The following is a 24358-nucleotide window of genomic DNA, read 5'->3' as shown; positions in this document are numbered from 1 at the left end:
TTCGTGCACGTCCTCGACGGCCGGCTCACGGTCGGCGTCGGCGACAGCGAATGGGTGCTCGCCGCCGGGGACACGCTGTACTTCGAGGCGGACGCCCCGCACCGGTTCGTCAATGACGGACAATCACCGTGCCGATACTTCGTGGCGGCGATGATCATGAGGGCGCGGACGCCGGGTTCGCGCGGTCGGTCCCGCGCGGGCCGGACCGACTCACAGGCGCGGTGACCGCAAGGGAAGGACGGCGGGCGATGACCGAGGCGCGGACGCTGGCCGTGGTCGCGGCAGGTGGGGCGATCGGTGCGAGTGTGCGCTATCTGCTGGCCCAGCAGTTCCCCGGTATCTGGACCATCGTCGTGGTCAACGTCGTCGGTTCGCTGCTTCTCGGAGTGCTCGCGGCGATGGTCGGACCGGACCGGTTGTGGCGGCTGTTCCTCGGGGTCGGGGTGCTGGGCGGATTCACGACGTTCTCGACGTTCGCGGTCGATGTCGTGCAGAACCCGGGCGTCGCGGTGCTGTACCTCCTCGCGACGTTGGTGCCGGCGCTGTTCGCCGCGCGTCTCGGCATGGGGATAGGCGAGGTGTGGCACACGCGTCGGGGGTCGGTGTCGTGACGGTGTTGTGGGTCGCGCTCGGTGGGGGCGTCGGAGCGGGTGTGCGGTATCTCGCCGGACGACACCTGCACTCGTACGGCAGCTTCCCGGTGCCCACGTTCGTCGTGAACGCCGTCGGCTGTCTGATCCTCGGTCTGCTCGCGGGCGCGACGCTGCCGGCGGCGGTGTTCGCAGTGCTCGGCACCGGTTTCTGTGGGGGCCTCACCACATACTCGACGTTCGCGAACGAGGCTGTCGGTCTGACCCGGGTGCGGCGGTCCGTGACGTCTGCGGTGTATGTCGCGGCCAGTCTCGCCGTCGGTATCGGATTCGCGTGGGCGGGGTTTCGGATCACCTCGTGAACCGGCCGGTAGCCTCCGGTCCTGGCACGATGGAGCCGAAGCGTTCCACAGCGTTTCATCGGGTCGAAGTCGGAGGGGTAGATGGTGCACGAACGAGCGGGACAGGTGGCGTTGCCGGAGGATCTGGAGGATCTGGCGCATCTGGTGTCCGCCTATTACACGCGCACCCCCGACCCGGCGGATCCGCTGCAACAGGTGGTGTTCGGGACGTCCGGACACCGAGGCTCGAGCCTCGACTCGGCGTTCAACGAGGCCCACATCCTCGCGACGACGCAGGCCATCGTCGAATACCGCGCCGCGCAGGGCATCACCGGTCCGCTGTTCCTCGGTCGCGACACGCACGCGCTGTCGGAGCCGGCCTGGGTGACAGCGCTCGAGGTTCTGGTCGCCAACGATGTTGCGGTGGTGATCGATTCACGCGACGGCTACACCCCGACGCCAGCGGTCAGCCACGCGATCCTGCGGCACAACGCGTCCGGTCCGGCCGCCCGGGCCGACGGCATCGTCGTCACACCGTCGCACAACCCGCCGCGCGACGGCGGCTTCAAGTACAACCCGCCGCACGGCGGCCCCGCGGACAGCGATGCGACCACCGTGATCGCGGACCGCGCCAACGACCTGTTGCGCTCGGGACTGTCCGCTGTCGCGCGTGTCCCGCTCGCGCGGGCGCTAGAGACGGCCGGACGCTACGACTTTCTCGCCGCCTACGTCGACGACCTGCCCACCGTGCTCGACCTCGACGCGATCCGGGCGTCGGGCCTGCGGATCGGGGCCGACCCGCTCGGCGGCGCATCGGTCGACTACTGGGGCGCCATCGCCGAACGGCACCGGCTCGACCTGACTGTGGTCAATCCGCTGGTGGACGCGACGTGGCGGTTCATGACCCTCGACGGTGACGGCAAGATCCGGATGGACTGCTCGTCGCCGTACGCGATGGCGTCGCTGATCGCTGCCCGGGACCGGTTCGACCTCGCCACCGGTAACGACGCCGACGCGGACCGGCACGGCATTGTCACCCCCGACGGCGGGCTGATGAACCCCAACCACTACCTCGCGGTCGCCATCGACTACCTCTACACGTACCGCGCGGGATGGTCGCCGACCACGAAGGTCGGCAAGACCCTCGTCAGTTCCTCGATGATCGACCGGGTGGCCGGCGGGCTGGGCCGACCTGTCGTCGAGGTGCCGGTCGGATTCAAGTGGTTCGTTCCGGGACTGCTGGACGGTTCGCTCGGTTTCGGCGGTGAGGAGAGCGCCGGGGCGTCGTTCCTGCGCCACGACGGCACCGTGTGGACCACCGACAAGGACGGCATCCTGCTGGCGCTGCTCGGGGCCGAGATCACCGCGGTCACCGGGCAGAGCCCGTCGGCGCGGTACCGGGAACTGACCCGGCAGTTCGGCGATCCCGCGTACGCGCGGATCGACGCGCCCGCGACCCGCGACCAGAAGGCGGTGCTGTCGAAGCTGTCGCCGGAACAGGTCACCGCGACCGACCTGGCCGGTGAACCGGTCACGGCCACGCTCACGTCGGCGCCCGGGAACGGTGCGGCGATCGGCGGGCTCAAGGTCACCACCGAGAACGCCTGGTTCGCGGCGCGGCCGTCCGGCACCGAGGACGTCTACAAGATCTACGCCGAATCGTTCCGTGGCCCCGACCATCTCGCGCAGGTGCAGGCCGCGGCGCAGGACGTGGTCTCCCGGGCACTGGGACTGGGCTGAACCACCGTTCGAGTGCGCCGATAGATTGATCGGCAATGAGAAAATTGACGTCTACCTCGACGAGCGCTGAGGCGAAACTTCCCAAGGAGATCTGGGTACTCGTCGTGTCGGCGTTCATCGTCGCCGTCGGGTTCGGCATCGTAGCGCCCGCGTTGCCGCAGTTCGCCCGCAGCTTCGACGTCGGCGTCACCGCCGCCAGTGCCGTGATCAGCGCGTTCGCGCTGATGCGGCTGATCTTCGCGCCGATGAGCGGCACCCTGGTGCAGAAGCTGGGGGAGCGGCCCACCTATCTGGCAGGGTTGATCATCACCGCGGTCTCGACGGGGGCGTGCGCGTTCGCACAGGACTACTGGCAGCTGCTGGTGTTCCGGGGTCTCGGCGGCATCGGGTCCACGATGTTCACCGTGTCGGCACTGGGCCTGCTGATCCGCATGTCGCCACCCGGCGGCCGCGGGCGGGTGTCCGGTGTGTACTCGGCGGCGTTCCTGATCGGCACGATCACGGGACCGCTGTTCGGTGGCGCACTCGTGCGGTTCGGTCTGCGCGTCCCGTTCGTCATCTACGCGGTCGCCCTGCTCGTGGCCGCGACCGTCGTGTTCTTCGCGCTCCGCAAGTCGCACCTGGCCGCGCCGGAGGTCCACGGGGCGATGCCGATCATGACGATCCGAGAGGGACTCCAGTCGTCGATGTTCCGGGCGTCACTCGGCGCGAACCTGGTCACCGGCTGGGTGATCTTCGGTGTCCGGATCTCGCTGGTGCCGTTGTTCGTCGTCGAGATGCTCGACGGCGACGGCACCACGGCCGCGATCGCCCTCACCGTGTTCGCGCTCGGCAACGCCGCCGTCCTGATGCAGGCGGGGCGGATGACCGACCGCATCGGCCGCAAGCCGTTCATGCTCGTCGGACTGGCGATCTGCGGAGTGTCCACGATCGCGATGGGGGCCAGCGACAACATCGTCGTATTCCTGATCGCGACCGCGGTGTGCGGCATCGGGTCGGGTGTGATGGGACCGGCGCAGCAGGCCGCGGTCGCCGACGTCGTCGGGTCCAAGCGGCGCGGTGGCCCGGTCCTGGCCCTGTTCCAGATGATGAACGACGTGGGCGCGTTCGCCGGCCCGCTCGTCGCCGGGATCGTGGCGCAGGCCTGGTCCTACGGCGCGGCCTGGGCCGTGAGTGGGACCATCATGCTGTTGCCGATGGTGTTGTGGTTCCTGGTGCCCAAGGGGCGGGTGCCGGACGACACCGACACCGACGGGGAGGCGTCGGATGCAGCGTCAGCCGGGCACACCGATTCCGATGAGCGCGCCGACCACGTAGGTGGCACCGACCGCGATCGCACCGAACACCAGCTGCCGGAGTGCGCCACGGATCTTGGACTGGGCGGTGAAGTGCGCCGCGAGCGCGCCCGCGAGCAGTAGACCGAAGCCGCCCACCGCGAGCCCCGCGACCAGCGATTCGAACCCCAGCAGGTAGGGGATCAGCGGGATGATCGCGCCGATCGAGAACATCACGAACGACGAGCCGGCCGCCACGAGCGGTGACGGCTTCTCCAGCGGGTTGACGCCCAGCTCGTGGGTGATGTGGATGTTGACGGCACGCTCGGTGTCGGCGTGCACCTCCGCGGCCGCGGCCGTCGCCGTCCGCTCGCTCATGCCCATTGTGGTGAAGGTCTCGACCAGCTCGGCCTCCTCCGCCTCGGGATGCCTGTGCAATGCCCGGCGTTCGACCCGCACCTCGGCGTCGATCTGCTCGTTGGACGTCGACACCGACGTGTACTCGCCGAGCGCCATCGAGAATGCGCCGGCCACCAGACCTGCGACACCGCTGAGGATCACCGTGTGTGCTTCCACGCCCGCGCCGCCGACGCCCGCGATCAGCGACGTGTTGGTCACCAGGCCGTCCATCGCGCCGAACACCGCCGCGCGCAGCCAGCCGCCGGAGACGTCCGAATGCGTGTGGTCGAAGTCGTGCGGCCGGGCGGCCGGGGACGCCGTGTTCGACGTGTCGGGATCGGGGGCAGAGTCGTTCACACAGCCGAATCTAGCTGCGAAAACGCACATGATCTAGAAAGCCGAGGCATACCTGTTCGGTAGCGTGTGGGGCGTGTGGATACGCATTGTGAGCCTGTTGGCGCGCTTCGGTCTGGCGGCTGTGTGGCTGATCTCCGGATGGATCAAATTCATCGACCCCACCCAGACCGTCGTCGCGGTGCGCGCGTACCAGTTGCTGCCCGAGGATCTCGTCCGTCCCGTCGCGTACACGATGCCGATGTTCGAGATCGCGCTCGGACTGTTCCTGGTGATCGGCCTGGGTGTGCGACTGACCGCCATCGTGTCGGCGGCCGCGCTGCTCGTTCTGATCGGTGTCATCGTCTCGGTGTGGGCGCGCGGTCTGTCGATCGACTGCGGCTGCTTCGGCGGCGGTGGTGTCGCCGACGTCGACGGGTGGGACTACGCGCGGGAGGTCGCCCGCGACGTCGGCTTCCTGGCGCTGGCGGTGTGGCTGGTGGTGTTCCCGCGGAGCCCGCTGTCCCTCGGCCCGCGCTCCCGCGGACCGCTCTCAGTACCCGCTCAGGCAGCGGTGGCAGAGTAGTCGTCGAGCTGTGCCTGCCCACATGATGGAGCAGGCGCCGCAGTCAGTTCCCCGAACGGATCTCACACCTATGACGAAGGACGCGAAGTGAGTTCGAAGAAGCCGAAGTCGGCCAAGTACAACCCTCAACCGACCTCCAGCAAGGCCACGTACATCGTCGGCGGTCTCGCGATCGTCGTGATCGCGGCGCTGGTGATCGGCGGCATCCTGTTGACCAAGGACAACGACAAGCCGCGGAACGAGGGATACGGGGGGGTGCAGAACTCCGCCGTCCAGGTGACGATGGAGGACGCCGGCGTCGTGCGCCTCGGCCTGCCCGACGTCACGAACACGATCGACGTGTTCGAGGACCCGATGTGCCCGTTCTGCGCGCAGCTCGAGCAGAAGCACGGCCAGGAGGTGGCGCAGGCCGTCGACGACGGCAAGCTCGCGGTCCGCTACCACATCCTCAACTTCCTCAACCGGCTCTCGGCCAGCGGTGACTTCTCCACGCGCGCGGTCGCCGCGTCGCAGTGCGTCGCCCAGACCGGGGACGCCATCGCGTACTCCACGTTCCACGGCGAGCTGTTCTCGCCGGCCAACCAGCCCGCGGAGAACGGCAAGTCGGACCTCTCCAACGAGGACCTCGCGAAGCTCGCGAAGGACGCCGGCGCCAACGAGGCCGCCGTCAACTGCATCACCAGCGGTGAGCGGATGCAGCAAGCTGCCGCGGACGCCGAGACCGGCCGTCAGGCCCTCGCCGCGTCCGGCGCGACCGGCACCCCGGCCGTCGTCCACAACGGTGAAGTGATCGACGCGCTCGGCAACCCCGACTGGGTGTCGCAGGTGACGCAGTAGGACCCGGTGGTGGCCGACCCAGACCGGGTCGGCCACCACGGCCTGCTTTCCTCTGACCAGGCGATTTGTTGCCCGCGACGGCGATGGTGTAACTTTCTTTCAGCACGAGGGAGTCACTCCCGAAGCGCAGAGAACAACTCAACACGGGGCTATGGCGCAGCTGGTAGCGCACCACACTGGCAGTGTGGGGGTCAGGGGTTCGAGTCCCCTTAGCTCCACTCCGAAACTCCGGGTCACGATCATCACGATCGTGGCCCGGAGTTTCTCGTATCGCCGATCGGCGCGGACGGCGGTCAGCCGACGGTCTTGGCGAGGTGCACAAGATCGTAGCCGGACGGTGTCGGGGTGCGGTGCGTCTCGTGATAGCCGAACCGCGCGTACAGCCGCAGGTTCCCGCTGCTGAACTCGCCGGTGAACAACCGCATCTCGGTGACCGACTCCGGGAGATGCTGCTCGGTGAGGGACAGTAGCCTGCTGCCCAGGCCCCGCCCCTGCATGTCGGGTGCGACCACCAGCCGGCCGAGTTCGGCGGTCCGCCGGTCGGGTTGCCCGATGCCGACGCGCACCGCTGCCACCAGTCGCGACGAGTCGCCGCGCAGTCCGAGGGCGAGCACCGCGTCGTCCCGCAGCTCGCGCTGCAGCTCCTCCGACGTCTGCGTCAACGGCGGAAGGTTCGGATCGTGGTGGGCCTGTGCCTCGGTGACGTAGGCGGCCCGCTGCAGGGTCAGCAGCTCGCCGGCGTCGACGTCACTCAGGATGACAAGTGATTCCATGAGCGCTCATTCTGCAGGGTCGGGTGCCGTCCCCGGCGGTCCCTGCACGCCGCGCCAGTGGCGGGCGTGTCAGGCGTCGTCGACGGGCGCGTAGTGCTCGACGGTGGGGAACGGGTCGTAGAAGTGGTGCAGCAGCCGACGCCAGTCCTGGTACTCCGCCGATCCGCGGAACCCTTCGGTGTGGTCCTCGAGCGTGTCCCACTCCACCAGGAGGAGATAAGCGCCGGGGCGTTCGAGGCAGCGTGAGAGCGTGAGGCGCCGGAACCCCTTCATCGCCGAGATGATCGTTCTGGCCTGGCTGAACGCCGCTTCGAATGCGGCGGCCTGTCCCGGTCTCACCTGCAGTGGTGCATGCTCGAGGATCATCGACGGATCCTCGCACACGGTGCCGGGTGGTGACGCGGAGTAGTCTCACGCGCCACCACCCGACGGCCCGCCCAGGCAGGGGGGGAATTCTGGGCGGGCCCGTTGCTGCCCAGGGGGGGTCGGGCAACTTTTTGAACTGTAGTGCAATTTGTGGCCTGAAGCACGTCGGCTGGGTCGAATGACCATTTCTCGAGACGTCGGACTGGGCGTCAGCCGTGCGCAGGTGGACGTGCGACCGGCCGAACTCGATCGTGGCGTGGCCGGGTCCTGCGGTGGTCACACCGACTCGTCCCCCTGGTGGTGGACGGATTCGCTCGGACGGGTGAGCGCACAGTCGCCGCAGTATCCGGAGACCGGCGTGCGATAGAACAGGCAGCAGCTCCGACGTCGGTAGCCCGCGCCCTCACGGTCGACGGTGTCGGTCAGGCGGGGATCACGGAGGATCGTCTCGGTCACGGTGATGGCGTCGGTGCGGGTGTCGCCGTCGAGCACACGCGCCGCCCCGATCAGTGCGGACGCCGCATTGCCCCACAGCAGGCGCTCGGACATCGGCTCGGCGGACCGGATCGCGTCGACCATCGGTTCGAGGTGACGGTCGAGGACCATCGCCCGCACGAGATCCACCAGATCTGCGCCCTCCCAGCCGCGAGGCTCGCGCACGTGCAACCGGATCTGACCGTGGTCGTCGAGCCACAGCAACTCGGCCGGATCCAGGTCCAGCAGTCGTCGATCACGGACGGCCCCGCCCAGCACCAGCGACCACAACCGCGCCGCATACCCGAGGAACAGCGTCGACGCCGCGACGCGATACTCCGTCGAGCTGATGCGCGCTCCGACATGTCCGACGACCTCGGCGAGCGCGTCCGCTTCGTCGTACAGCCGACTCGCCGGACGCCAGTCGCCCAGGCCGGGATCGCCTGTGGTGGCGACGAAGTAGGGGTTGACGGTGGCCAGCGAGGCCAGGGTCTTGGAGACCTCGGAGGGCGACGACACGAGAAGCTCGGTCGCCGGGCGAGTGCGGATCAGGTGGGAGAGTGCGTCGATGTCGCCAACGATATGGCATTTGACCGGGGCATTGTTGTATGGGCTCTCGCGCGAGTGGAAACACACCGGCCCCAACCGAGTAGCATGGCCGGTCGGTGATGTAGGTGACGTCGGGGCGCGGAGGATCGAGGAGTGGCGAAGAAACGTGGTCCGCGGTCGATCCCTGTCGTCGTCGTGGCCGGTTTCCTAGGGTCGGGAAAGACGACCCTGCTCAACCATCTGCTCCGCAACAACGGCGGCACCCGGATCGGCGTGATCGTCAACGACTTCGGCTCGGTCAACATCGACTCGATGATGGTTGCGGGGCAAGTCGATTCGATGATGGCGCTCAGCAACGGCTGTATGTGCTGCGCGGTGGACGTCAGCGACATGGACGCGATGCTGGACCGGCTGGCGCACCGGACGTCGGAGATCGACGTCATCGTCGTCGAGGCGAGTGGACTCGCGGAGCCGCGCAACATGATTCGGCTGGTACTCGGCAGTGAGAACCCGTACATCACGTACGGCGGTCTCGTCATGCTCGTCGACGGTGCCGAGTACCAGAACAGCCGGGCGCGGCATCCGGAACTGGACCAGCACATCGCGATCGCCGACCTGATCGTGCTGAACAAGACGGACCGCATCGGCGGGGAGGACCACGACACCCTTCTCGGCGACGTGTGCGGGATCAATCCGCGGGCGGCTGTGGTCTCCACCGTGCAGGGGCGCGTGGATCCCGGCCTGCTGTTCGACCGTGCCCCGCGGCCCGAACCCCGGCCGGGCCAACAGTTGTCGTTCGACGATCTGCTCGCCGACGCAGCAGACGCCGCCGGTTGCGGGGAATGCGGCGGCGATCACGACACGCACATCCACACGCTCTACGACAGCGTCACGTTCGCGTCCGAATTGCCGATGCACCCGCGTCGGCTCATCCGCTTCCTGGAGAAGCAGCCCGCGGGCGTGTACCGGATCAAGGGGTACGTGTACTTCGGCGTGCCGGGTCATCAACAGAAGTACCTGCTGCAGGTGGTGGGTGACCACATCGCGTTCCATCCGCAGCGGTGGAACCCGGGCGAGCACCGTCGGACCGAACTGGTCGTGATCGGCACCGACCTGGATCCAGACTCGGTGGACGCGATGCTGGACGCCTGCACCGAATCCGAGGCCGAGGGGCTCGACGCGGACACGATGATGGGCGTGCACCGCTACACCGTCGACGCCTGATCGGATACCCGCGAGCGGCTCTACAGGGAGGGCTTTCCGGGGACGGCTACCGTGGGGTGGTGACCGAATCTCTTGTTTCCGTGTACGAAGCCATCCGCCGACGCCGTGACGTCCGCGCCGAGTTCAGCGGCGAGCTGATCCCCGACGAGACATTGCAGCGGGTGCTCGGTGCGGCACACGCGGCACCGAGCGTCGGCAACACGCAGCCGTGGGACTTCATCGTCGTCCGCAACCCCGACACCCTCGCGACGTTCGCCGACCACGTCGCCGACCGTCGCCGTGCCTTCGCCGACTCGTTGCCCGAGGATCGCCGGAAGACGTTCGACCCCATCAAGATCGAGGGCATCCGCGAGAGCGGGACCGGCATCGTGGTCACCTACGATCCGTCGCGCGGTGGCCAGAACATCCTCGGCCGGCACACCATCGACGACACCGGCCTGTTCTCGGCGGTGCTGGCCATCCAGAACCTCTGGCTGGCCGCGGCCGCCGAGAACATCGGCGTCGGGTGGGTGTCGTTCTACGAGGAGGAGTACCTCACCGAACTGTTGGACATCCCGGCCCCGGTCCGCCCCATCGCGTGGCTGTGCGTCGGCAAGGTGGACCAGTTCCAGGAGGTGCCCGATCTGGAGCGTTTCGGCTGGCGGACGCGTCGGGCACTGGCCGACGCGATCCACTGGGAACGCTTCTGATTCGTTCCTGAGGGGTGTCAGCCGCGGCGGCGGCGCGAGCCGCCGCCCTGCGACGCCTGACGGGTTCCGCCGCCCTGCGAGCCGGCGGAACCGGTGGCGCCCGTTCCGCTGCCGCCGCCCGGACGTCCGCCCGAGCGGCGGCGTCCACCGCCGGTGGTGGCGGCGCCCTCCGCTCGCGGACCCCGGCTGTTTCGGCCCTGGCCGCCCTGACCGCCACGGCCCGGACGCTGTCCCTGCTGGCGGCGCGCGTCACCGGCCGGCTTGTCGGTCTTGGGGGCCGGCGGCACGTGCGGGGCCGGCTCGCCGACGAGACGGATCACGTGCTCGGAGTCGGCGGTCACCTGGACCGGGGTGACCTTGATCGATGCCTTGCGCATCAGTGCGGACAGATCCTTGCGCTGATCGGGCAGCACGATGGTGACGACGTCACCGGCGCTGCCGGCGCGCGCGGTGCGACCCGAGCGGTGCAGGTACGCCTTGTGCTCGGCCGGCGGATCGACGTGGACCACGAGTTCGACCTCGTCGACGTGGACGCCGCGCGCCGCGACGTCGGTCGCCACCAGCACGCGGGCCGAGCCCTCCGAGAAGGCAGCGAGGTTGCGGTCGCGCGCGGCCTGGGAGAGGTTGCCGTGCAGGTCCACCGACGGGATGCCCGACTCGGTGAGCTGGCGGGCGAGCTTGCGGGCCTGGTGCTTGGTGCGCATGAACAGGATGCGCCGACCCTGACCGGACGCCAGCTTGTGGATCAGGGCCTTCTTGGCCTCGACGCCGGAGACGTCGTAGACGTGGTGGGTCATCGCCGCGACCGGCGAGTTCGCCTCGTCGACGGAGTGCAGGACCTCGTTCTGCAGGAACCGCTTGACCAGCTTGTCGACGCCGTTGTCGAGCGTCGCCGAGAACAGCAGTCGCTGGCCACCGGCCGGCGTCGCCGCGAGGATGCGGGTCACGCCGGGCAGGAAGCCGAGATCCGCCATGTGGTCGGCCTCGTCGAGGATCGTGATCTCGATGCCGTCGAGCTTGACGAAGCCCTGCTTCATCAGGTCCTCGAGGCGGCCCGGGCACGCGACGACGATGTCGACCCCGGCCTCGAGCGCCTTGACCTGGCGGTGCTGCGAGACACCGCCGAAGATGGTGGTGACGCGCAGACCGTGTGCGTCGGCGAGGGGTTCGAGTGTCGCGGTGATCTGCGTCGCAAGCTCGCGGGTGGGGGCGAGGACGAGGCCGCGGGGCTTGCCCGGGCGGCGCTTGCCGCCGGCGAGGCGGGCCGCGAGCGGGATGGAGAACGCGAGGGTCTTGCCGCTGCCGGTCTTGCCGCGGCCGAGGACGTCGCGGCCGGCGAGAGTGTCGGGGAGGGTGTCGACCTGGATGGGGAACGGCGCGGTGATGCCGCCGTTGGTCAGAGCGGTGACGATCGGGGCGGGGACGCCCAGGGACTCGAAGGAGGGAGTTGCCGATTCGTCGGACGGGGTGGTGACGCTGGTGGACAAGTTCGTCGGTGCCTTTCGGGCATTCGTCATGCACGCCTACGGCCGGGAGGTCCCGGTGCACGGCCTGCACAAGGTGGCGACATTGCCGGGAGGCAAGATCGATCGCCGCAAGAAATGCTTGTGCTGGTGCACTCGTCTGCACTCGTTGGCGGGCGTGGATGCCCTCTGGGCATTCGAGCACTCGCTCGGATCCGGCGCGAAGTGAAGCGTTCTACGACGCTGGACGCCTCGCAAGCGGACGTCCAGTACTCGCCACCATACCGGGTTCCGGTATCCGGGGCTGTGCGGGTCGGCCGATGGGCCGCTCCGACCGGGTCACAAACCCACCCATTCGGACGTGCCGGTCGCGAACCGCTGACGTTTCCAGATCGGCACCTCGGCCTTGATCCGCTCCACCAGTTCGGCGCATGCGGCGAAGGCCTCGGCGCGGTGCGGTGCGGCCACCGCAGCGACCAACGCCAGATCGCCGATGGTCAACTGCCCCACCCGATGTAGCGCCGCGACGGGCAGTCCGGTGCGCTCGGAGACCTGCTCGCAGCACTGGCGGAGGAACCGTTCGGCGTCCGGGTGGGCCTGGTACTCGAGCGCCGACACCGACCGGCCGCCGTCGTGGTCGCGGACGACACCTGTGAAAACCACCACAGCGCCGTGCTCCGGCCCGGCGACTGCGGCGTCGACGACCGCGGGATCGAGTGGTTCGGCGCAGATCCGCGCGAGCAGCTCACGCATCGTGTGCACCGCCCCCCGCGACCTGCGCCAACAGGTGATCGAGGACGGGGTCCAGCACCGACAGGCCGTCCTTCACCCCGCCCGGCGACCCCGGCAGGTTCACCACGACGGTGCGCCCGACCAACCCGGCGACGCCGCGGCTGAGCGACGCGTGCGGGGTCACCTCGGTGCCGCGCCGGCGCATGGCCTCCGCGAGGCCCGGCAGTTGCCGATCGAGGACGGCGAGCGTGGCCTCGGGTGTCGCGTCGGTGGGGGAGGCCCCGGTGCCGCCGGTGGTGATCACCAGCGCGGGGGCGTCGGAGAGTGCGTCGGCCAGGCCCGCCGCGATGTCGGCGTCGGCGTAGACCAGCGGGCCGCGGACAGTGTGGCCGCGGGTCTCGAGCCAGCCGACGATCGCCGGGCCCGTGGTGTCGGGTCGGGTACCCCGCGCGCCACCGGTGGACGCGACGAGGACGGTCGCGGAACCGGCCCGCACGTCGGTGACCGTGGCGGCGGCGGTCGGCGTCGCGTCGTCGCGCCGCCACTGCCCGCGCTTGCCGCCCTCCTTGGTCAGCAACCGGACGCCGTCGAGCGTCGCGGCCGGGTCGACGGCCTTGACCATGTCGTGCAGCGTCAGGCCGGCGACGGCGACCGCGGTGAGGGCCTCCATCTCGACCCCGGTGGGGCCCTTCGTCTTCGCGGTGGCCTCGATCGTGATCGAGGTGTCGGTGAACCCGAACTCGACCTTGACCGACGACAGTGCCAGCTGGTGACACAGCGGGATCAGCTCGGAGGTCTTCTTGGCGCCGGCGATGCCCGCGATCCGCGCGGTCGCGAGGACGTCGGCCTTCGGCATGTCGTCGGCGCGGACCAGCGCGACCACCTCCGGTGTGGTCACCAGTTCGCCGGCAGCGACGGCGATCCGGGTGGTGTCCGCCTTCGCGCTCACGTCCACCATCCGGGCCCGGCCCTCGCCGTCCAGATGGCTCAGCTCGCTCATGTTCTGTTCGCTCACTACAGGGGCCACACCTTCACTCGATCGCCCGCCGCCAGGGACGTGACGGCGGCGGGAACGTCTATCAGTACATCGGCCCACGCGAACGCCGCCACGAGGTGCGATCCGGGACCCGACACCACCTCGACCCCGGTGTCGGTGCGGCGGCCGCGCAGGAACTGGCGCTTGCCCGCGATCGACGTGACCGCGTGGCCGAGCACGGCGTCCTCGGTCGGCACGGCGGGCAGTCCCACCGCGCGGCGAAGCAGCGGGCGCAGGAACACCTCGAACGAGACCATCGTGCTCACCGGGTTACCGGGGAACGTCAGGACCGGGATCTCGTCGACCAACGCCAGGCCCTGCGGTCCGCCGGGCTGCATCGCGACCGGACCGAACCGTGCGCCCAGTTCGGTGAGGACGTCCTTGACCACCTCGTAGTCGCCCATCGACACCCCGCCCGAGGTGATCACCAGTTCGGTGCGGGCAACCGCGCGGCGCAGCGCGGCACGGAAGGCGTCGGGCTCGTCGCTGCTGCGGTCCACCACCGCGACCTCGGCGCCGTTGGCCCGCAGGCTCGCGGACAGCGCGGCGCCGTTGGAGTCGTAGATCTGTCCCGGCGCGGGTGTGGTGCCGGCGTCCACCAGTTCCGCGCCGGTCGTGATCACCGCGACGCGGGGCCGGGTCCGCACCGCCACCGACCCGAGCCCGACCGCGGCCAGCACCCCGAGATGTCGCGGTTCGAGCAGCGTTCCGGCCGTCAGCAGCAGCATCCCGGTGCGCACGTCGCTGCCCCGCTCGCGGACGTAGTCGCCGCGGTCCCGGGGCCGACTGACGGTCACCTTTCCGTCGATCACCTCGGTGTCCTCCACCGGCACAACGGCATCCGCGCCATCGGGAATCACCGCCCCGGTCATGATCCGCACCGCGGTTCCCGGCACGTGCGGGGCAGGCTCGGCCGGGCCGGCGGCGACGGTGCCGACCACCGGGAGCGTCACCGGAACCGCCGCCACCGAGACGGCATCGACCGCGAATCCGTCCATCTGCGAATTGCGGAACAGTGGCAGATCGACGGGGGAGGTGATGTCGTACGACAGGACCCGGCCCAGCGCGTCGTCGAGGCGCACGGTCTCGGACGGTCGCGTCAGCAGCGGCGCGAGGAGTCGGCCCACCTCCGCGGCGTGTTCTTCGACGGATCTCGCAGTGCCGCGGTGCTCGTGCCCAGGACGCTGTGCCATGAGTGCCAATCCTAGGCATCTTCCCCGCACTCGGGCGGCGGTACAGCGGCATACTGGGGGGCATGAGCGCGGTACGAACGGGAACGGTGGTGGACGTCGGCATTCCTGCTGTGCGGACCGCGCCCGCGACGACCGGACGTCCCGACGTTCCCGAGTTGGTGGACAGTTTCGGGCGGATCGCGCGAGATCTGCGGGTCTCCATCACCGAGAAGTGCTCGCTGCGCTGCACGTACTGCATGCCGGCGGAGGGTCTGCCGGCGGTCCCGGCGCGGCAGCTGCTCACCGCCGACGAGATTGTCCGACTGGTCGGCATCGCCGTGCACCGGCTGGGGGTACGGGAGGTCCGGTTCACCGGTGGAGAGCCGCTGATGCGCCGCGACCTCGAGACTATCGTCGCGGGTTGCGCCGCCGCGGTGCCCGGGATTCCCCTGTCGATGACGACCAATGCGGTGGGGCTCGAGCACCGCGCCGACGCCCTCGCCCGCGCCGGGCTCACGCGGATCAACGTCTCGCTCGACACGGTCGATCGGGCACACTTCGCGGAACTGACCCGCCGTGACCGACTGAGCTCGGTGCTCGCGGGGATCCGCGCCGCCCAGGACGCCGGACTCGCGCCACTGAAGATCAACGCGGTGTTGATGGCCGAAACCCTCGACGGGGCAGCCGATCTGCTGCAGTGGTGCCTCGACTCCAGATGCGCGCTGCGGTTCATCGAGCAGATGCCCCTCGATGCCGACCACGAATGGGCGCGGGAGAACATGGTGGACGCGCAGACCCTCCTCGCCGTCCTCGGCGAGCGCTTCGAGCTGCGGGAGGTGGGCCGCGAGGATCCGTCGGCGCCCGCGGAGGAGTGGCTCGTGAACGGGGGTCCGGCCACGGTCGGGATCATCGCTTCGGTGACCCGCTCGTTCTGCGGGGACTGCGATCGCACCCGGCTCACCGCGGAGGGGACCGTCCGGTCGTGCCTGTTCAGTGATCGCGAGGTGGACCTGCGGGACGCGCTGCGCTCCGGTGCCGACGACGAGGAACTCGCGCAGTTGTGGCGCGCGGCGATGTGGGACAAGTGGGCCGGTCACGGCATCAACGCGGCGGGATTCGTTCCCCCGCAACGCAGCATGGGAGCGATCGGTGGCTGACACACTCGGGGCGGTGCGCACGGTGGAGGTGCGGTACTTCGCGGCGGCGGCCGAGGCGGCCGACTGCACGACGGAGACGTTGTCGGTGCCGATGGACGCCGATCTCGCGGACCTGACGGCGGTACTCGTCGACCGCTACGGCGCCGGGATGGAGAAGATCCTGGGCGTCGCGGCGTACCTGGTCGATTCCGAGCTCACCCGCGACCTGTCGCGACCGGTCGGCGCGCAGGTCGACGTGCTGCCGCCGTTCGCGGGCGGATAGCTCTGCGGCTCACCGGCCGCGTAGCCATTCGGCGAAGGTGACGGTGCCGAACGTCTTGTCCGGCACCAGGTTCCAACCGTTCCTCCAGAAGGTGCCCATGCTGCCGGGCATGGGAAGGTTCGTGACCCGGCCGCGGGCGCCGGTGGCCGCCTTCCACGCGAGTGCCATCTCACGCATCGTCAGGACCTCGGGTCCGCCGATCGTCGTCGGGTCGTCGGACACCCGATCCGCGACGGCGGCGTCGACCAGCGCGCGGGCGATGTCGGCGGTGTCGATCGGCTGGAACCGGGTGCGGGTGAACGCGGGGATCAGCCCGACCTTCGACGCCGGCGCGCAGATCATCGGGACGAACTCGTGGAACTGCGTCGCGCGCACCACCTGCGTCGGCAGCGGTGAGCCGCTGTACAGCCGTTCCTGCTGTGTCTTGGCCCGGTAGTACGCGAACGTCCCGCGGTCGACATTGACGATCGAGAGCAGCACCGCGCGGGAGACGCCCGCCGACCGCGCGGCGGCGAGCAGGTTGGTCGCGCCGGTCGTGAACACCGCCCGGGTACTGCGGGTCTTGCCGTCGGTGGTGTCGATCACGACATCCACGCCGTCGAGGGCGGCCGCGAGTCCCTCACCGCTCACCAGATCCCCGGCGGCGTGCTCGAGACCGTTGCTCGGCGCCCCGCCGTGGCGGCTGAGCACCCGCACCGGCTCGCCGCGGCGCAGCAGTTCGGCGACCACGGACCGCCCGGCGACACCGGTGCCGCCCGCCACCAGAAATCTGGTCATGGATCCCCCCCTCGGTCGTGGATCGTCAGTCCTCGCGCCACCACGTGTCGAGCGGAGTCACCGGAACCGTCCGCTTGTGGCGGGTGTTGCGGTACATCCGCTCCAGCTTCTCGGCCACTTCGTCGGTGACGTCCCGGCCCTCGAGGAAGTCGTCGATCTGGTGGTAGGTGACACCCAGCGCCACCTCGTCCGGCAGTGAGGGCCGGTCGTCCTCGAGGTCCGCGGTCGGCACCTTGCGCCACGTCGAGTCGGGGGCGCCGAGTTCGCGCAGCAGTGCCGCGCCCTGCCGCTTGGTGAGTCCCGTCAGCGGGGTGAGGTCGACGCCGCCGTCGCCGAACTTGGTGAAGAACCCGGTGAGCGCCTCCGCGGCATGATCCGTACCCACCACCAGGTAGCCGAGCTCGCCCGCGACCGCGTACTGGATCATCATGCGCTCGCGCGCCTTGATGTTGCCGCGCACGAAGTCTCGCAGCAGCCCGCCGTCGCCCAGCAGTCCTCGCATGGCCTGTGAGGCCTCGGCGATGGTCGCGTCGGCACCCGGTTTGACGTTCACGGTCAGCGACCGGTCCGGTCCGATGAACTTCAGGGCCACCTGCGCGTCGTGCTCGTCGAACTGCGATCCGTACGGCAGGCGGACCGCGACGAACTCGGCGGTGTGGCCCTCGGCGCGCAGCTCCTCGACCGCCAACTGGGTCAGTCGGCCGGCGAGCGTGCTGTCCTGGCCGCCGCTGATTCCGAGCACGAAGCCCTTCGCCGGGGTGGACCGCAGGTAGTCCTTGATGAACTGCACACGGTTGCGGATCTGGGCTGCCGGATCGATCGTCGACTCGACGCCGAGTTCCTCGATGATCCGGGCGCGCGAAATTGCCATGGCAGAACTGTAGCGAGCACGGGTCGGGTGTGCAGCAACGCGAACCGGCACGGCAGGATGTGATTCCGCACGCCCACCGGCGTCGGCAGAGAAACACGGGAGACCCTGATGAGCAGCACCGGCAGCACCGGCATCCTCGTGGTGAGCGCCACGGCAGGCGAGGCGGCGCACGTGCCGGACGGCCTCGACGTCGTCGTGACGGGCATCGGCAAGGTGGCCGCGGCGGTCGCGGTCACGCACGCACTGGCGAAATGCGATCCGGATCGGCTGCCGCTCGTGGTGAACATCGGTACCGCCGGCGCTCTGCATACCCATCACAGCGGCCTCTACCTGCCGTCGGCGGTCCTCAACCACGACATCAGCAGCGAGGTGCTGCGCTCGCTCGGTCACCCCGTGCGTGACGTCATCGAGGTCGAGGACGGCGACGGCTCGGTCCTCGCGACGGGGGATTCGTTCATCTCCGACGCCGAGATCCGCGATGCACTCGCCGCCCGGGCCGACCTGGTCGACATGGAGGGGTTCGCCGTCGCGTTCGCGTGCGCGCAGGTCGGTGCGCGTTGCCGACTGGTCAAGCATGTCAGCGATCAGGCCGACGACTCGGCGATGGACTGGCCGGCGCAGGTGGACGCGAGCGCGCGGGTGCTCGGGGAGTGGCTGCGCGAGACGCTTTGACGTCGGCGTGGTCGCCTACTGGCCGCGCAGTCCCAGGCCGGTGCCGTCGGCGCGCATCAGCTTCATGGTGTCGCCGTCGATCGTGTAGGTGACCTCGCCGTCGAGGACGTGCCGCACGGCCTGCTCCACCTCGGCGACGTCCGTCGGGCACGCCATCCTGGTGGTGGCCAGCGGACCGAACGTGACGGTGCCCTCGCCGACCTGGGCGGGACCGTTGAAACGATTGCATCCGGTGGATCCGGTGGCCTGCCCGTTGTCGCCGATCGTCAACGTCGGTGCCGACGTCTCGAGGGCCGCCGACGTCGAGATCGCGTTCGGGCCGATCAGCGAGTCGACCACCCACGTCGTTCCGACGAGCGGGCGATCCGGATTCGCGGTCTTCTTGTCGGCGAGCGTGACGGTGGTTCCGGGAGACGAGAGCGTAAGGATGTCGCCGGTCAGCGTCCACGACGGTTGGGTGGCGAACAGGTCGGTCATCCACTTGTCGGCGCCCGCGAGGTCGCCCGGGCAGGCCATCATGGTGGTCGCGATCGGACCGGTCTTCACGACTCCGCCGGACAGGTCGACGCTGCTCACGCCGCGGTTGCAGCCCGCGCTCATCGCGATGTTCCCCTTCTCGGGGAAGGCGACCTCGAGCGGGCCGCCGCCGGGGATGGCGGTACCGGTGACGGCGACCGAGAGGTATGTGTGCCCCCACAGCGCGTCCTCGGGCGCAGCAGCGGCCGACGCCGACGTGCTCGCGGACGTCGTCCCGGCATCCGCACCGTCGGTGCTGCTGCCACACGCGGTCAGCGTGGCTGCAGACAGGAGGGCGAGGACGACCAACGACGTGCGCATGACCACACCCTAGTCGGCGGGCGGCGCCGAACGGGTGATCCTGCGGGCCAGGTCTTCCCAGGCGTCGGCGATCCGTCTCTCCGACATTCCGAGGGTGCGGATCTGGTGCAGCACGAGGCTCGCCTCGAGCGGTGCCAGCAGGGCTGTGCCGAGAAGTTCGGTGTCCCCGTCGACGCCCGCGACGGTGAGGAGCGTCACGATGTGTCGCAGGCTCACGGCCCGGGCCGGACCGGCGAACCGGAACTCGGGGGAGTCCTCGGCGGCCCGCAGGATGTCTCCCTGGACGGCGACCATGTCGAGGCGTGCACGCCCGAACGCGACGAGGCGGACGACGGGGTCGGCGCCCGGCCCGAGCGGTGCGGGCCCGAACATGAAGGCGTGCTGCAGTTCGCGCTCGGTGTGGTCGAGCAGCGCGTTCATCAGGCCCGAGCGGCTGCCGAAGCGGCGGAAGACGGTGCCCTTGCCGACTCCGGCCGTGGCGGCGACGGCCTCCATCGTCACGGCGTCGACGCCTCGCTCGGCGACCAGTCGAGCGGCAGCGTCGAGGAGCAGTTTCCGATTGCGGGCGGCATCACATCGCTCGGGGATCTCGGCGTCCACCAGCGGAAGCAGCGGGCTGTTCACGTGAGCATCGTAGCCCAGGCGGGAATGCAAGTGGACCGCGGTCCGTTTGTGCTGCTATACATGTCCACGGCGTTATCGACCGGATCACCGAAGGAACTTCCCATGTCTCAGTCCCGCGTTCTCGTCCTCGTCGGCAGCCTCCGTGCCGGCTCCGTCAACCGTCAGGTCGCGGAGACCGCGGCAGCTGTCGCACCCGAGGGTGTCGAGCTCACCATCTACGAGGGTCTCGGCGACCTCCCCTTCTACAACGAGGACGTCGACGTCCCCGGTGCCATGATCCCCGGCGCCGATGAGCTGCGCGCGGCTGCGGCCGAGTCGGACGCCCTGCTCCTGGTCACCCCGGAGTACAACGGGACCATCCCCGCCGTCCTGAAGAACGGCATCGACTGGCTGTCGCGTCCGTACGGCACCGGCGCCGTCAAGGACAAGCCGGTCGCCGTGATCAGCGCGTCCCCGAGCCCCAACGCCGCCAAGTGGGCGCACGACGACACCCGCAAGGCTCTCGGCATCGCCGGCGGCAACGTGCTCGACGTCGAACTCTCCATCGGCGGCACCATCCAGAAGTTCGGCGACCAGCACCCGCGTGAGAACGCCGAGGTTGCGCAGCAGGTCGCCGGCGTCGTCGCCGCGCTGGTCGAGGCGTCCGAGGCGTCCGAGGCCCTCGCGAACGCCTGACGTCCTTTTCGCCGAATGTCACATACGTTCAGTTCGACTGAACGTATGTGACATTCGGCGTTTCAGGAAGTGCTCACAGCCCGGCCTGCTCCATCGCCGCGTCGACGGCGTCGCGGACCGAGTCGAAGTCGCCGCCCGCGGTCAGTGCCGCCAGCTGAGCCGCCTCGATCTGCTCGCGCGCCTGCTCGTACCGCGCGGTCCAGGCCTCCTTGTCGGCGCGCCAGTAGCCGATGACGTCGTACCGGTCGGACGGCCAGCCCAGGTCGTGCCGCACCCACCGGCGCACCTCGCGCGAGAGGCCTGCCTCACCGGCGAACCACACGTAGCCGGGGCCGTCGGGTGGGGTCCACGACCTCGCGGCGGCGGCGAGGGCGCTGGGCCCGACGCCGTTGCCGGTGCCGTGCAGCCACGTGAACGTGACGTCGCCGGCGGTGTCGAGGCGTTGCGCGTCCGCGGCCGTCGTGACGGCGACGGTGGAAGCCGCCTGCCAGTTACCGGCCAGTTACGCGCCGCGGGGTGCGTCGCTCGGGGTGGTCGGCGCGACGTCCGGACCCCTCCGCCCCAAACCTGGGGCCGGCATCCGCACCGGCGCTCCCGACGTTTGCGCGAGTGGGGCAGCGAGGGGTTGTGAGTGTGTCCGTGAACACACGTCGAGGGTGCTTGTGACGGCACCGCCGGCGCGTCTTCGGCGTGTCCGCGGCGTGTCGCGTCCGGGGCGCGTCCGAGACGGTTCGGAGGTGACCGAAATCACCGGCGCAAACGTGATCTGCGACACGCCGAAAGTGGGTCTCGGCGCGCCGCCGGGAGGGGGTCAACCTGCGAATATCAACCGTGTCACTCACAAGATCTCGGGTTGTGCGTTTCTGTCGGCCACTAGGTGTAGTGTCTACACAGCCGAGGGGCACAACGGGAACGAAACGGATCCCGGGTCGGAAAACAGGCTCTTTTCCTCGGCATGCAGAGCACGCATCCGTAGCTCGTCAGGCCGTGGAAAGAGGGACCATCATGAGCATCACCGTCTACACCAAGCCCGCCTGCGTTCAGTGCAATGCCACCTACCGCGCCCTCGACAAGGCCGGTCTCGAATACGACATCGTCGACATCTCCGAGAACCCCGAGGCGCGCGACTACGTGATGGCCCTCGGATACCTCCAGGCCCCCGTCGTGGTGGCCGGTGACGACCACTGGTCGGGCTTCCGTCCCGATCGCATCAAGACCCTCACCGCAAACGCTGCTTGAAGCGTCGCGGGGCCGGTCGAATCTCAGCTCGAGTAAGAGGGTGAACACCGATGGCATCGCTGGTGTACTTCTCCAGCGTGTCGGAGAACACACACCGATTCGTCCAGCGGCTCGGTGTCCCCGCCGCGCGCATCCCGCTCCATGACCGTGAAGGCGCGTTCGGAGTCGACGAGCCCTACGTCCTGATCCTCCCCACCTATGGGGGCGGCACGACGGCGATGGGGCGCGACACGAGTTACGTGCCCAAGCAGGTCATCCGATTCTTGAACAACAAGCACAATCGCTCGCTCATCCGCGGGGTGATTGCTGCCGGCAACACGAACTTCGGCGAGTCGTACTGCTTCGCCGGGAACGTGATCTCTCAGAAGTGTCAGGTGCCGTACCTGTACCGCTTCGAACTAATGGGAACACCAGAGGATGTCATCGCCGTGCGCGAGGGCCTCGAACAATTCATGGAGAGTGAACAGTGGCACCGACCATCACAGATTCAGCCCCGGCTGGGAGTGTAGAGCGCGCTGCGGCACGACCCGACGCGTCGGCGGGGGAGCTGGACTACCACGCGCTCAACGCGATGCTGAACCTGTACGGACCGAACGGTGAGATCCAGTTCGACAAGGACCGCGAGGCGGCCAACCAGTACTTCCTCCAGCACGTCAACCAGAACACGGTCTTCTTCCACAACCTGGACGAGAAGCTGGACTACCTGGTCAAGGAGAACTACTACGAGCCCGAGGTGCTCGACCAGTACTCCCGCGAGTTCGTGAAGTCGTTGATCGACCGTGCGTACGCGAAGAAGTTCCGCTTCCCGACGTTCCTCGGTGCCTTCAAGTACTACACCTCTTACACCCTCAAGACGTTCGACGGTAAGCGCTACCTCGAGCGTTTCGAGGACCGCGTCTGCATGGTTGCGCTCACGCTCGCCGCGGGCGACGAGACGCTCGCGACCGAGCTGGTCGACGAGATCATCGCCGGTCGCTTCCAGCCGGCCACCCCGACGTTCCTCAACTCCGGCAAGAAGCAGCGCGGCGAGCCCGTGTCGTGCTTCCTGCTGCGCATCGAGGACAACATGGAGTCGATCGGTCGTTCGATCAACTCGGCCCTGCAGCTGTCCAAGCGCGGCGGCGGAGTTGCGTTGCTGCTCAGTAACGTTCGAGAGCACGGCGCCCCGATCAAGAAGATCGAGAACCAGAGCTCCGGCGTCATCCCGATCATGAAGCTGCTCGAGGACTCGTTCTCGTACGCCAACCAGCTCGGTGCGCGTCAGGGCGCCGGCGCGGTGTACCTGCACGCCCACCATCCGGACATCTACCGGTTCCTCGACACCAAGCGTGAGAACGCGGACGAGAAGATCCGCATCAAGACGCTGTCGCTGGGCGTCGTGATCCCGGACATCACGTTCGAGCTCGCGAAGAAGAACGAGGACATGTACCTGTTCTCGCCGTACGACGTCGAGCGCATCTACGGTGTGCCGTTCGCGGACATCAACGTCAGCGAGAAGTACCACGAGATGGTCGACGACAAGCGGATCCGCAAGTCGAAGATCAAGGCGCGTGAGTTCTTCCAGACCCTCGCCGAGCTGCAGTTCGAGTCGGGCTACCCGTACATCATGTTCGAGGACACGGTGAACCGGGCGAACCCGATCGAGGGCAAGATCACGCACTCCAACCTGTGCTCGGAGATCCTGCAGGTCTCGACGCCGTCGACGTTCAACGACGACCTGTCCTACAGCCATGTCGGCAAGGACATTTCGTGCAACCTCGGCTCGCTGAACATCGCCAAGACGATGGACTCGCCGGACTTCGCGAAGACGATCGAGACGTCGATCCGCGCGCTGACCGCCGTCTCGGATCAGACCCACATCTACTCGGTGCCGTCGATCGAGCAGGGCAACAACGACTCTCACGCGATCGGCCTGGGGCAGATGAACCTGCACGGCTACCTCGCTCGCGAACGGATCCACTACGGCTCCGAAGAGGGCGTCGACTTCACGAACATCTACTTCTACACGGTCGTGTTCCACGCGGTCCGTGCGTCGAACGAGATCGCGAAGGAACGCGGCACCCACTTCAAGGGCTTCCCGCAGTCCAAGTACGCGTCGGGTGAGTACTTCGACAAGTACACCGACCAGGTGTGGGAGCCCGCCACCGAGCGGGTGCGTGCGCTGTTCGCGGACGCCGGCGTGCACATCCCGACGCAGGACGACTGGCGTGAGCTCAAGGCGTCGGTGCAGAAGTACGGCATCTACAACCAGAACCTGCAGGCCGTCCCGCCGACCGGCTCGATCTCGTACATCAACAACTCCACCAGCTCGATCCACCCGGTGGCCGCGAAGATCGAGATCCGCAAGGAAGGCAAGATCGGTCGCGTCTACTACCCGGCGCCGTACCTGACGAACGACAACCTGGAGTACTACCAGGACGCGTACGAGATCGGGTACGAGAAGATCATCGACACCTACGCTGCGGCCACGCAGCACGTCGACCAGGGCCTGTCGCTGACGCTGTTCTTCAAGGACACCGCGTCCACGCGTGACGTCAACCGCGCGCAGATCTACGCGTGGCGCAAGGGCATCAAGACGCTGTACTACATCCGCCTGCGTCAGATGGCACTCGAGGGCACCGAGGTCGAGGGTTGCGTCTCGTGCATGCTGTGACCGTAGTGAAGAG

29 protein-coding genes, 1 tRNA gene and 1 pseudogene are annotated in these 24358 nt (G+C 68.7%); 18 read left to right on the top strand and 13 right to left on the bottom strand.

The window, feature by feature from the left end:
* Nucleotides 1-3: 3 nt before the first annotated feature.
* The 5 genes and pseudogenes from DEU38_RS29835 to DEU38_RS16995 form a co-directional block, all read left to right on the top strand.
* Nucleotides 4-225, top strand: a complete 222-nt coding sequence (locus DEU38_RS29835) for a cupin domain-containing protein (RefSeq protein WP_220181929.1) — start codon at nt 4-6, stop codon at nt 223-225.
* Nucleotides 226-248: 23 nt separating this feature from the next.
* Nucleotides 249-611 (top strand): CrcB family protein, encoded by a 363-nt coding sequence (locus DEU38_RS17010; protein WP_114722571.1) that lies wholly within the window; start codon nt 249-251, stop codon nt 609-611.
* A complete protein-coding gene (gene crcB, locus DEU38_RS17005) occupies nt 608-952 on the top strand; it encodes a fluoride efflux transporter CrcB (RefSeq protein ID WP_114722618.1) in 345 nt (114 codons plus the stop codon). Before DEU38_RS17010 ends, crcB begins: the two co-directional genes overlap by 4 nt.
* A gap of 81 nt (nt 953-1033) precedes the next feature.
* Complete coding sequence (gene pgm, locus DEU38_RS17000) at nt 1034-2671, top strand: phosphoglucomutase (alpha-D-glucose-1,6-bisphosphate-dependent) (protein WP_114722570.1); 1638 nt, start codon at nt 1034-1036, stop codon at nt 2669-2671.
* Between the two features lie 35 nt (nt 2672-2706).
* A pseudogene (locus DEU38_RS16995) lies at nt 2707-3906 on the top strand (MFS transporter); the annotation flags it as partial.
* 39 nt (nt 3907-3945) lie between these two features.
* Here DEU38_RS16995 and DEU38_RS29265 read toward each other — a convergent pair.
* On the bottom strand, nt 3946-4701 hold the full coding sequence (locus tag DEU38_RS29265; RefSeq protein WP_258557959.1) for a VIT1/CCC1 transporter family protein: 756 nt from the start codon (nt 4699-4701) through the stop codon (nt 3946-3948).
* A 73-nt stretch (nt 4702-4774) separates the two neighbouring features.
* Here DEU38_RS29265 and DEU38_RS16985 point away from each other — a divergent pair, with 73 nt between their 5' ends.
* From DEU38_RS16985 to DEU38_RS16975, 3 genes are all read left to right on the top strand, one after another.
* Nucleotides 4775-5263, top strand: a complete 489-nt coding sequence (locus tag DEU38_RS16985) for a MauE/DoxX family redox-associated membrane protein (protein ID WP_114722617.1) — start codon at nt 4775-4777, stop codon at nt 5261-5263.
* 87 nt (nt 5264-5350) lie between these two features.
* Complete coding sequence (locus tag DEU38_RS16980; RefSeq protein WP_114722567.1) at nt 5351-6100, top strand: DsbA family protein; 750 nt, start codon at nt 5351-5353, stop codon at nt 6098-6100.
* A gap of 145 nt (nt 6101-6245) precedes the next feature.
* Nucleotides 6246-6318 (top strand) — tRNA-Ala (locus DEU38_RS16975).
* Nucleotides 6319-6393: 75 nt separating this feature from the next.
* Here the strand turns inward: DEU38_RS16975 and DEU38_RS16970 are convergent.
* The 3 genes from DEU38_RS16970 to DEU38_RS16960 all read right to left on the bottom strand — a co-directional run bounded on the left by DEU38_RS16970 (nt 6394) and on the right by DEU38_RS16960 (nt 8232).
* Nucleotides 6394-6873, bottom strand: coding sequence for a GNAT family N-acetyltransferase (locus DEU38_RS16970; RefSeq protein ID WP_114722566.1), 480 nt, complete (start codon nt 6871-6873; stop codon nt 6394-6396).
* Between the two features lie 69 nt (nt 6874-6942).
* On the bottom strand, nt 6943-7239 hold the full coding sequence (locus DEU38_RS16965; protein ID WP_114722616.1) for an antibiotic biosynthesis monooxygenase: 297 nt from the start codon (nt 7237-7239) through the stop codon (nt 6943-6945).
* 276 nt (nt 7240-7515) lie between these two features.
* On the bottom strand, nt 7516-8232 hold the full coding sequence (locus tag DEU38_RS16960; protein ID WP_114722615.1) for a (2Fe-2S)-binding protein: 717 nt from the start codon (nt 8230-8232) through the stop codon (nt 7516-7518).
* 183 nt (nt 8233-8415) lie between these two features.
* Between DEU38_RS16960 and DEU38_RS16955 the strand changes: the two genes are divergently transcribed.
* A complete protein-coding gene (locus DEU38_RS16955) occupies nt 8416-9486 on the top strand; it encodes a GTP-binding protein (protein WP_114722565.1) in 1071 nt (356 codons plus the stop codon).
* 59 nt (nt 9487-9545) lie between these two features.
* Entirely contained in the window at nt 9546-10175 is a 630-nt protein-coding gene (bluB, locus tag DEU38_RS16950) for a 5,6-dimethylbenzimidazole synthase (protein WP_114722614.1), read from the top strand.
* A gap of 17 nt (nt 10176-10192) precedes the next feature.
* Here the strand turns inward: bluB and DEU38_RS16945 are convergent, their stop codons facing one another.
* A complete protein-coding gene (locus DEU38_RS16945; RefSeq protein WP_258557958.1) occupies nt 10193-11692 on the bottom strand; it encodes a DEAD/DEAH box helicase in 1500 nt (499 codons plus the stop codon).
* Between DEU38_RS16945 and DEU38_RS28105 the strand changes: the two genes are divergently transcribed.
* The gene (locus DEU38_RS28105) at nt 11655-11867 is read left to right on the top strand and encodes a hypothetical protein (protein ID WP_147283537.1); all 213 of its coding nucleotides are present in this window, start codon (nt 11655-11657) and stop codon (nt 11865-11867) included. The genes DEU38_RS16945 and DEU38_RS28105 overlap by 38 nt on opposite strands.
* A 110-nt stretch (nt 11868-11977) precedes the next feature.
* Here the strand turns inward: DEU38_RS28105 and DEU38_RS16940 are convergent, their stop codons facing one another.
* Genes DEU38_RS16940 through glp form a run of 3 tightly spaced genes read right to left on the bottom strand, consistent with a single transcriptional unit; the run spans nt 11978 to nt 14599 of the window.
* Nucleotides 11978-12391, bottom strand: a complete 414-nt coding sequence (locus tag DEU38_RS16940) for a molybdenum cofactor biosynthesis protein MoaE (protein WP_114722611.1) — start codon at nt 12389-12391, stop codon at nt 11978-11980.
* Nucleotides 12384-13370, bottom strand: a complete 987-nt coding sequence (gene moaCB, locus DEU38_RS16935; RefSeq protein ID WP_114722610.1) for a bifunctional molybdenum cofactor biosynthesis protein MoaC/MoaB — start codon at nt 13368-13370, stop codon at nt 12384-12386. Before moaCB ends, DEU38_RS16940 begins: the two co-directional genes overlap by 8 nt.
* Before the next feature lie 14 nt (nt 13371-13384).
* Nucleotides 13385-14599, bottom strand: a complete 1215-nt coding sequence (gene glp, locus DEU38_RS16930) for a gephyrin-like molybdotransferase Glp (protein ID WP_114722564.1) — start codon at nt 14597-14599, stop codon at nt 13385-13387.
* Between the two features lie 62 nt (nt 14600-14661).
* Between glp and moaA the strand changes: the two genes are divergently transcribed.
* Both moaA and DEU38_RS16920 read left to right on the top strand, forming a co-directional pair.
* Entirely contained in the window at nt 14662-15735 is a 1074-nt protein-coding gene (gene moaA, locus DEU38_RS16925) for a GTP 3',8-cyclase MoaA (protein WP_114722563.1), read from the top strand.
* Nucleotides 15728-15997 carry a MoaD/ThiS family protein gene (locus tag DEU38_RS16920; protein ID WP_258557957.1) on the top strand — a complete coding sequence of 90 codons (270 nt, stop codon included), beginning with the start codon at nt 15728-15730 and terminating at the stop codon, nt 15995-15997. Before moaA ends, DEU38_RS16920 begins: the two co-directional genes overlap by 8 nt.
* A gap of 9 nt (nt 15998-16006) precedes the next feature.
* On the opposite strand, the gene DEU38_RS16915 is transcribed toward DEU38_RS16920, so the two are convergent.
* Entirely contained in the window at nt 16007-16774 is a 768-nt protein-coding gene (locus tag DEU38_RS16915) for an SDR family oxidoreductase (protein ID WP_114722562.1), read from the bottom strand.
* A gap of 25 nt (nt 16775-16799) precedes the next feature.
* Nucleotides 16800-17645, bottom strand: a complete 846-nt coding sequence (gene nadE / locus DEU38_RS16910) for an ammonia-dependent NAD(+) synthetase (protein WP_114722561.1) — start codon at nt 17643-17645, stop codon at nt 16800-16802.
* A 108-nt stretch (nt 17646-17753) separates the two neighbouring features.
* Between nadE and DEU38_RS16905 the strand changes: the two genes are divergently transcribed.
* A complete protein-coding gene (locus DEU38_RS16905) occupies nt 17754-18317 on the top strand; it encodes a nucleosidase (RefSeq protein WP_114722560.1) in 564 nt (187 codons plus the stop codon).
* A 15-nt stretch (nt 18318-18332) separates the two neighbouring features.
* Here DEU38_RS16905 and DEU38_RS16900 read toward each other — a convergent pair whose 3' ends face one another.
* On the bottom strand, nt 18333-19154 hold the full coding sequence (locus tag DEU38_RS16900; RefSeq protein WP_114722609.1) for an META domain-containing protein: 822 nt from the start codon (nt 19152-19154) through the stop codon (nt 18333-18335).
* Nucleotides 19155-19163: 9 nt separating this feature from the next.
* Nucleotides 19164-19778: a TetR/AcrR family transcriptional regulator gene (locus DEU38_RS16895; RefSeq protein ID WP_114722559.1), complete on the bottom strand. Its 615-nt coding sequence runs from the start codon at nt 19776-19778 to the stop codon at nt 19164-19166.
* A 102-nt stretch (nt 19779-19880) separates the two neighbouring features.
* Between DEU38_RS16895 and DEU38_RS16890 the strand changes: the two genes are divergently transcribed.
* Nucleotides 19881-20453: an NADPH-dependent FMN reductase gene (locus tag DEU38_RS16890; RefSeq protein ID WP_114722558.1), complete on the top strand. Its 573-nt coding sequence runs from the start codon at nt 19881-19883 to the stop codon at nt 20451-20453.
* A gap of 73 nt (nt 20454-20526) precedes the next feature.
* On the opposite strand, the gene DEU38_RS16885 is transcribed toward DEU38_RS16890, so the two are convergent.
* On the bottom strand, nt 20527-20955 hold the full coding sequence (locus DEU38_RS16885) for a siderophore-interacting protein (protein WP_258557964.1): 429 nt from the start codon (nt 20953-20955) through the stop codon (nt 20527-20529).
* A 503-nt stretch (nt 20956-21458) separates the two neighbouring features.
* Between DEU38_RS16885 and DEU38_RS16880 the strand changes: the two genes are divergently transcribed.
* Genes DEU38_RS16880 through nrdE form a run of 3 tightly spaced genes read left to right on the top strand, consistent with a single transcriptional unit; the run spans nt 21459 to nt 24345 of the window.
* Nucleotides 21459-21692, top strand: coding sequence for a redoxin NrdH (locus DEU38_RS16880; RefSeq protein ID WP_114722557.1), 234 nt, complete (start codon nt 21459-21461; stop codon nt 21690-21692).
* 50 nt (nt 21693-21742) lie between these two features.
* Entirely contained in the window at nt 21743-22201 is a 459-nt protein-coding gene (gene nrdI / locus DEU38_RS16875) for a class Ib ribonucleoside-diphosphate reductase assembly flavoprotein NrdI (RefSeq protein ID WP_114722556.1), read from the top strand.
* Nucleotides 22159-24345 (top strand): class 1b ribonucleoside-diphosphate reductase subunit alpha, encoded by a 2187-nt coding sequence (gene nrdE, locus DEU38_RS16870; protein ID WP_114722555.1) that lies wholly within the window; start codon nt 22159-22161, stop codon nt 24343-24345. Before nrdI ends, nrdE begins: the two co-directional genes overlap by 43 nt.
* The last annotated feature ends 13 nt before the right edge of the window (nt 24346-24358 follow it).

The organism is Rhodococcus sp. AG1013 (genome assembly GCF_003350365.1).
In the GTDB taxonomy this organism is placed as follows: Bacteria; Actinomycetota; Actinomycetes; order Mycobacteriales; family Mycobacteriaceae; genus Prescottella.
Note: the sequence above shows the minus strand (reverse complement) of the source record. Positions and strands in the feature narration are given on the sequence as shown.

Excerpts from the sequence above, each read along its gene's own strand:
- DEU38_RS16915 (WP_114722562.1), bottom strand. The coding sequence starts at position 16,774 with ATGACCAGATTTCTGGTGGCGGGCGGCACCGGTGTCGCCGGGCGGTCC.
- DEU38_RS17010 (WP_114722571.1), top strand. The coding sequence starts at position 249 with ATGACCGAGGCGCGGACGCTGGCCGTGGTCGCGGCAGGTGGGGCGATC.
- glp (WP_114722564.1), bottom strand. The coding sequence starts at position 14,599 with ATGGCACAGCGTCCTGGGCACGAGCACCGCGGCACTGCGAGATCCGTC.
- moaCB (WP_114722610.1), bottom strand. The coding sequence starts at position 13,370 with ATGAGCGAGCTGAGCCATCTGGACGGCGAGGGCCGGGCCCGGATGGTG.
- DEU38_RS16970 (WP_114722566.1), bottom strand. The coding sequence starts at position 6,873 with ATGGAATCACTTGTCATCCTGAGTGACGTCGACGCCGGCGAGCTGCTG.
- DEU38_RS16940 (WP_114722611.1), bottom strand. The coding sequence starts at position 12,391 with ATGCGTGAGCTGCTCGCGCGGATCTGCGCCGAACCACTCGATCCCGCG.
- DEU38_RS16945 (WP_258557958.1), bottom strand. The coding sequence starts at position 11,692 with ATGACGAATGCCCGAAAGGCACCGACGAACTTGTCCACCAGCGTCACC.
- DEU38_RS16880 (WP_114722557.1), top strand. The coding sequence starts at position 21,459 with ATGAGCATCACCGTCTACACCAAGCCCGCCTGCGTTCAGTGCAATGCC.
- pgm (WP_114722570.1), top strand. The coding sequence starts at position 1,034 with ATGGTGCACGAACGAGCGGGACAGGTGGCGTTGCCGGAGGATCTGGAG.
- nadE (WP_114722561.1), bottom strand. The coding sequence starts at position 17,645 with ATGGCAATTTCGCGCGCCCGGATCATCGAGGAACTCGGCGTCGAGTCG.
- DEU38_RS16965 (WP_114722616.1), bottom strand. The coding sequence starts at position 7,239 with ATGATCCTCGAGCATGCACCACTGCAGGTGAGACCGGGACAGGCCGCC.
- DEU38_RS16900 (WP_114722609.1), bottom strand. The coding sequence starts at position 19,154 with ATGCGCACGTCGTTGGTCGTCCTCGCCCTCCTGTCTGCAGCCACGCTG.
- nrdI (WP_114722556.1), top strand. The coding sequence starts at position 21,743 with ATGGCATCGCTGGTGTACTTCTCCAGCGTGTCGGAGAACACACACCGA.
- moaA (WP_114722563.1), top strand. The coding sequence starts at position 14,662 with ATGAGCGCGGTACGAACGGGAACGGTGGTGGACGTCGGCATTCCTGCT.
- DEU38_RS16905 (WP_114722560.1), top strand. The coding sequence starts at position 17,754 with ATGAGCAGCACCGGCAGCACCGGCATCCTCGTGGTGAGCGCCACGGCA.
- DEU38_RS16890 (WP_114722558.1), top strand. The coding sequence starts at position 19,881 with ATGTCTCAGTCCCGCGTTCTCGTCCTCGTCGGCAGCCTCCGTGCCGGC.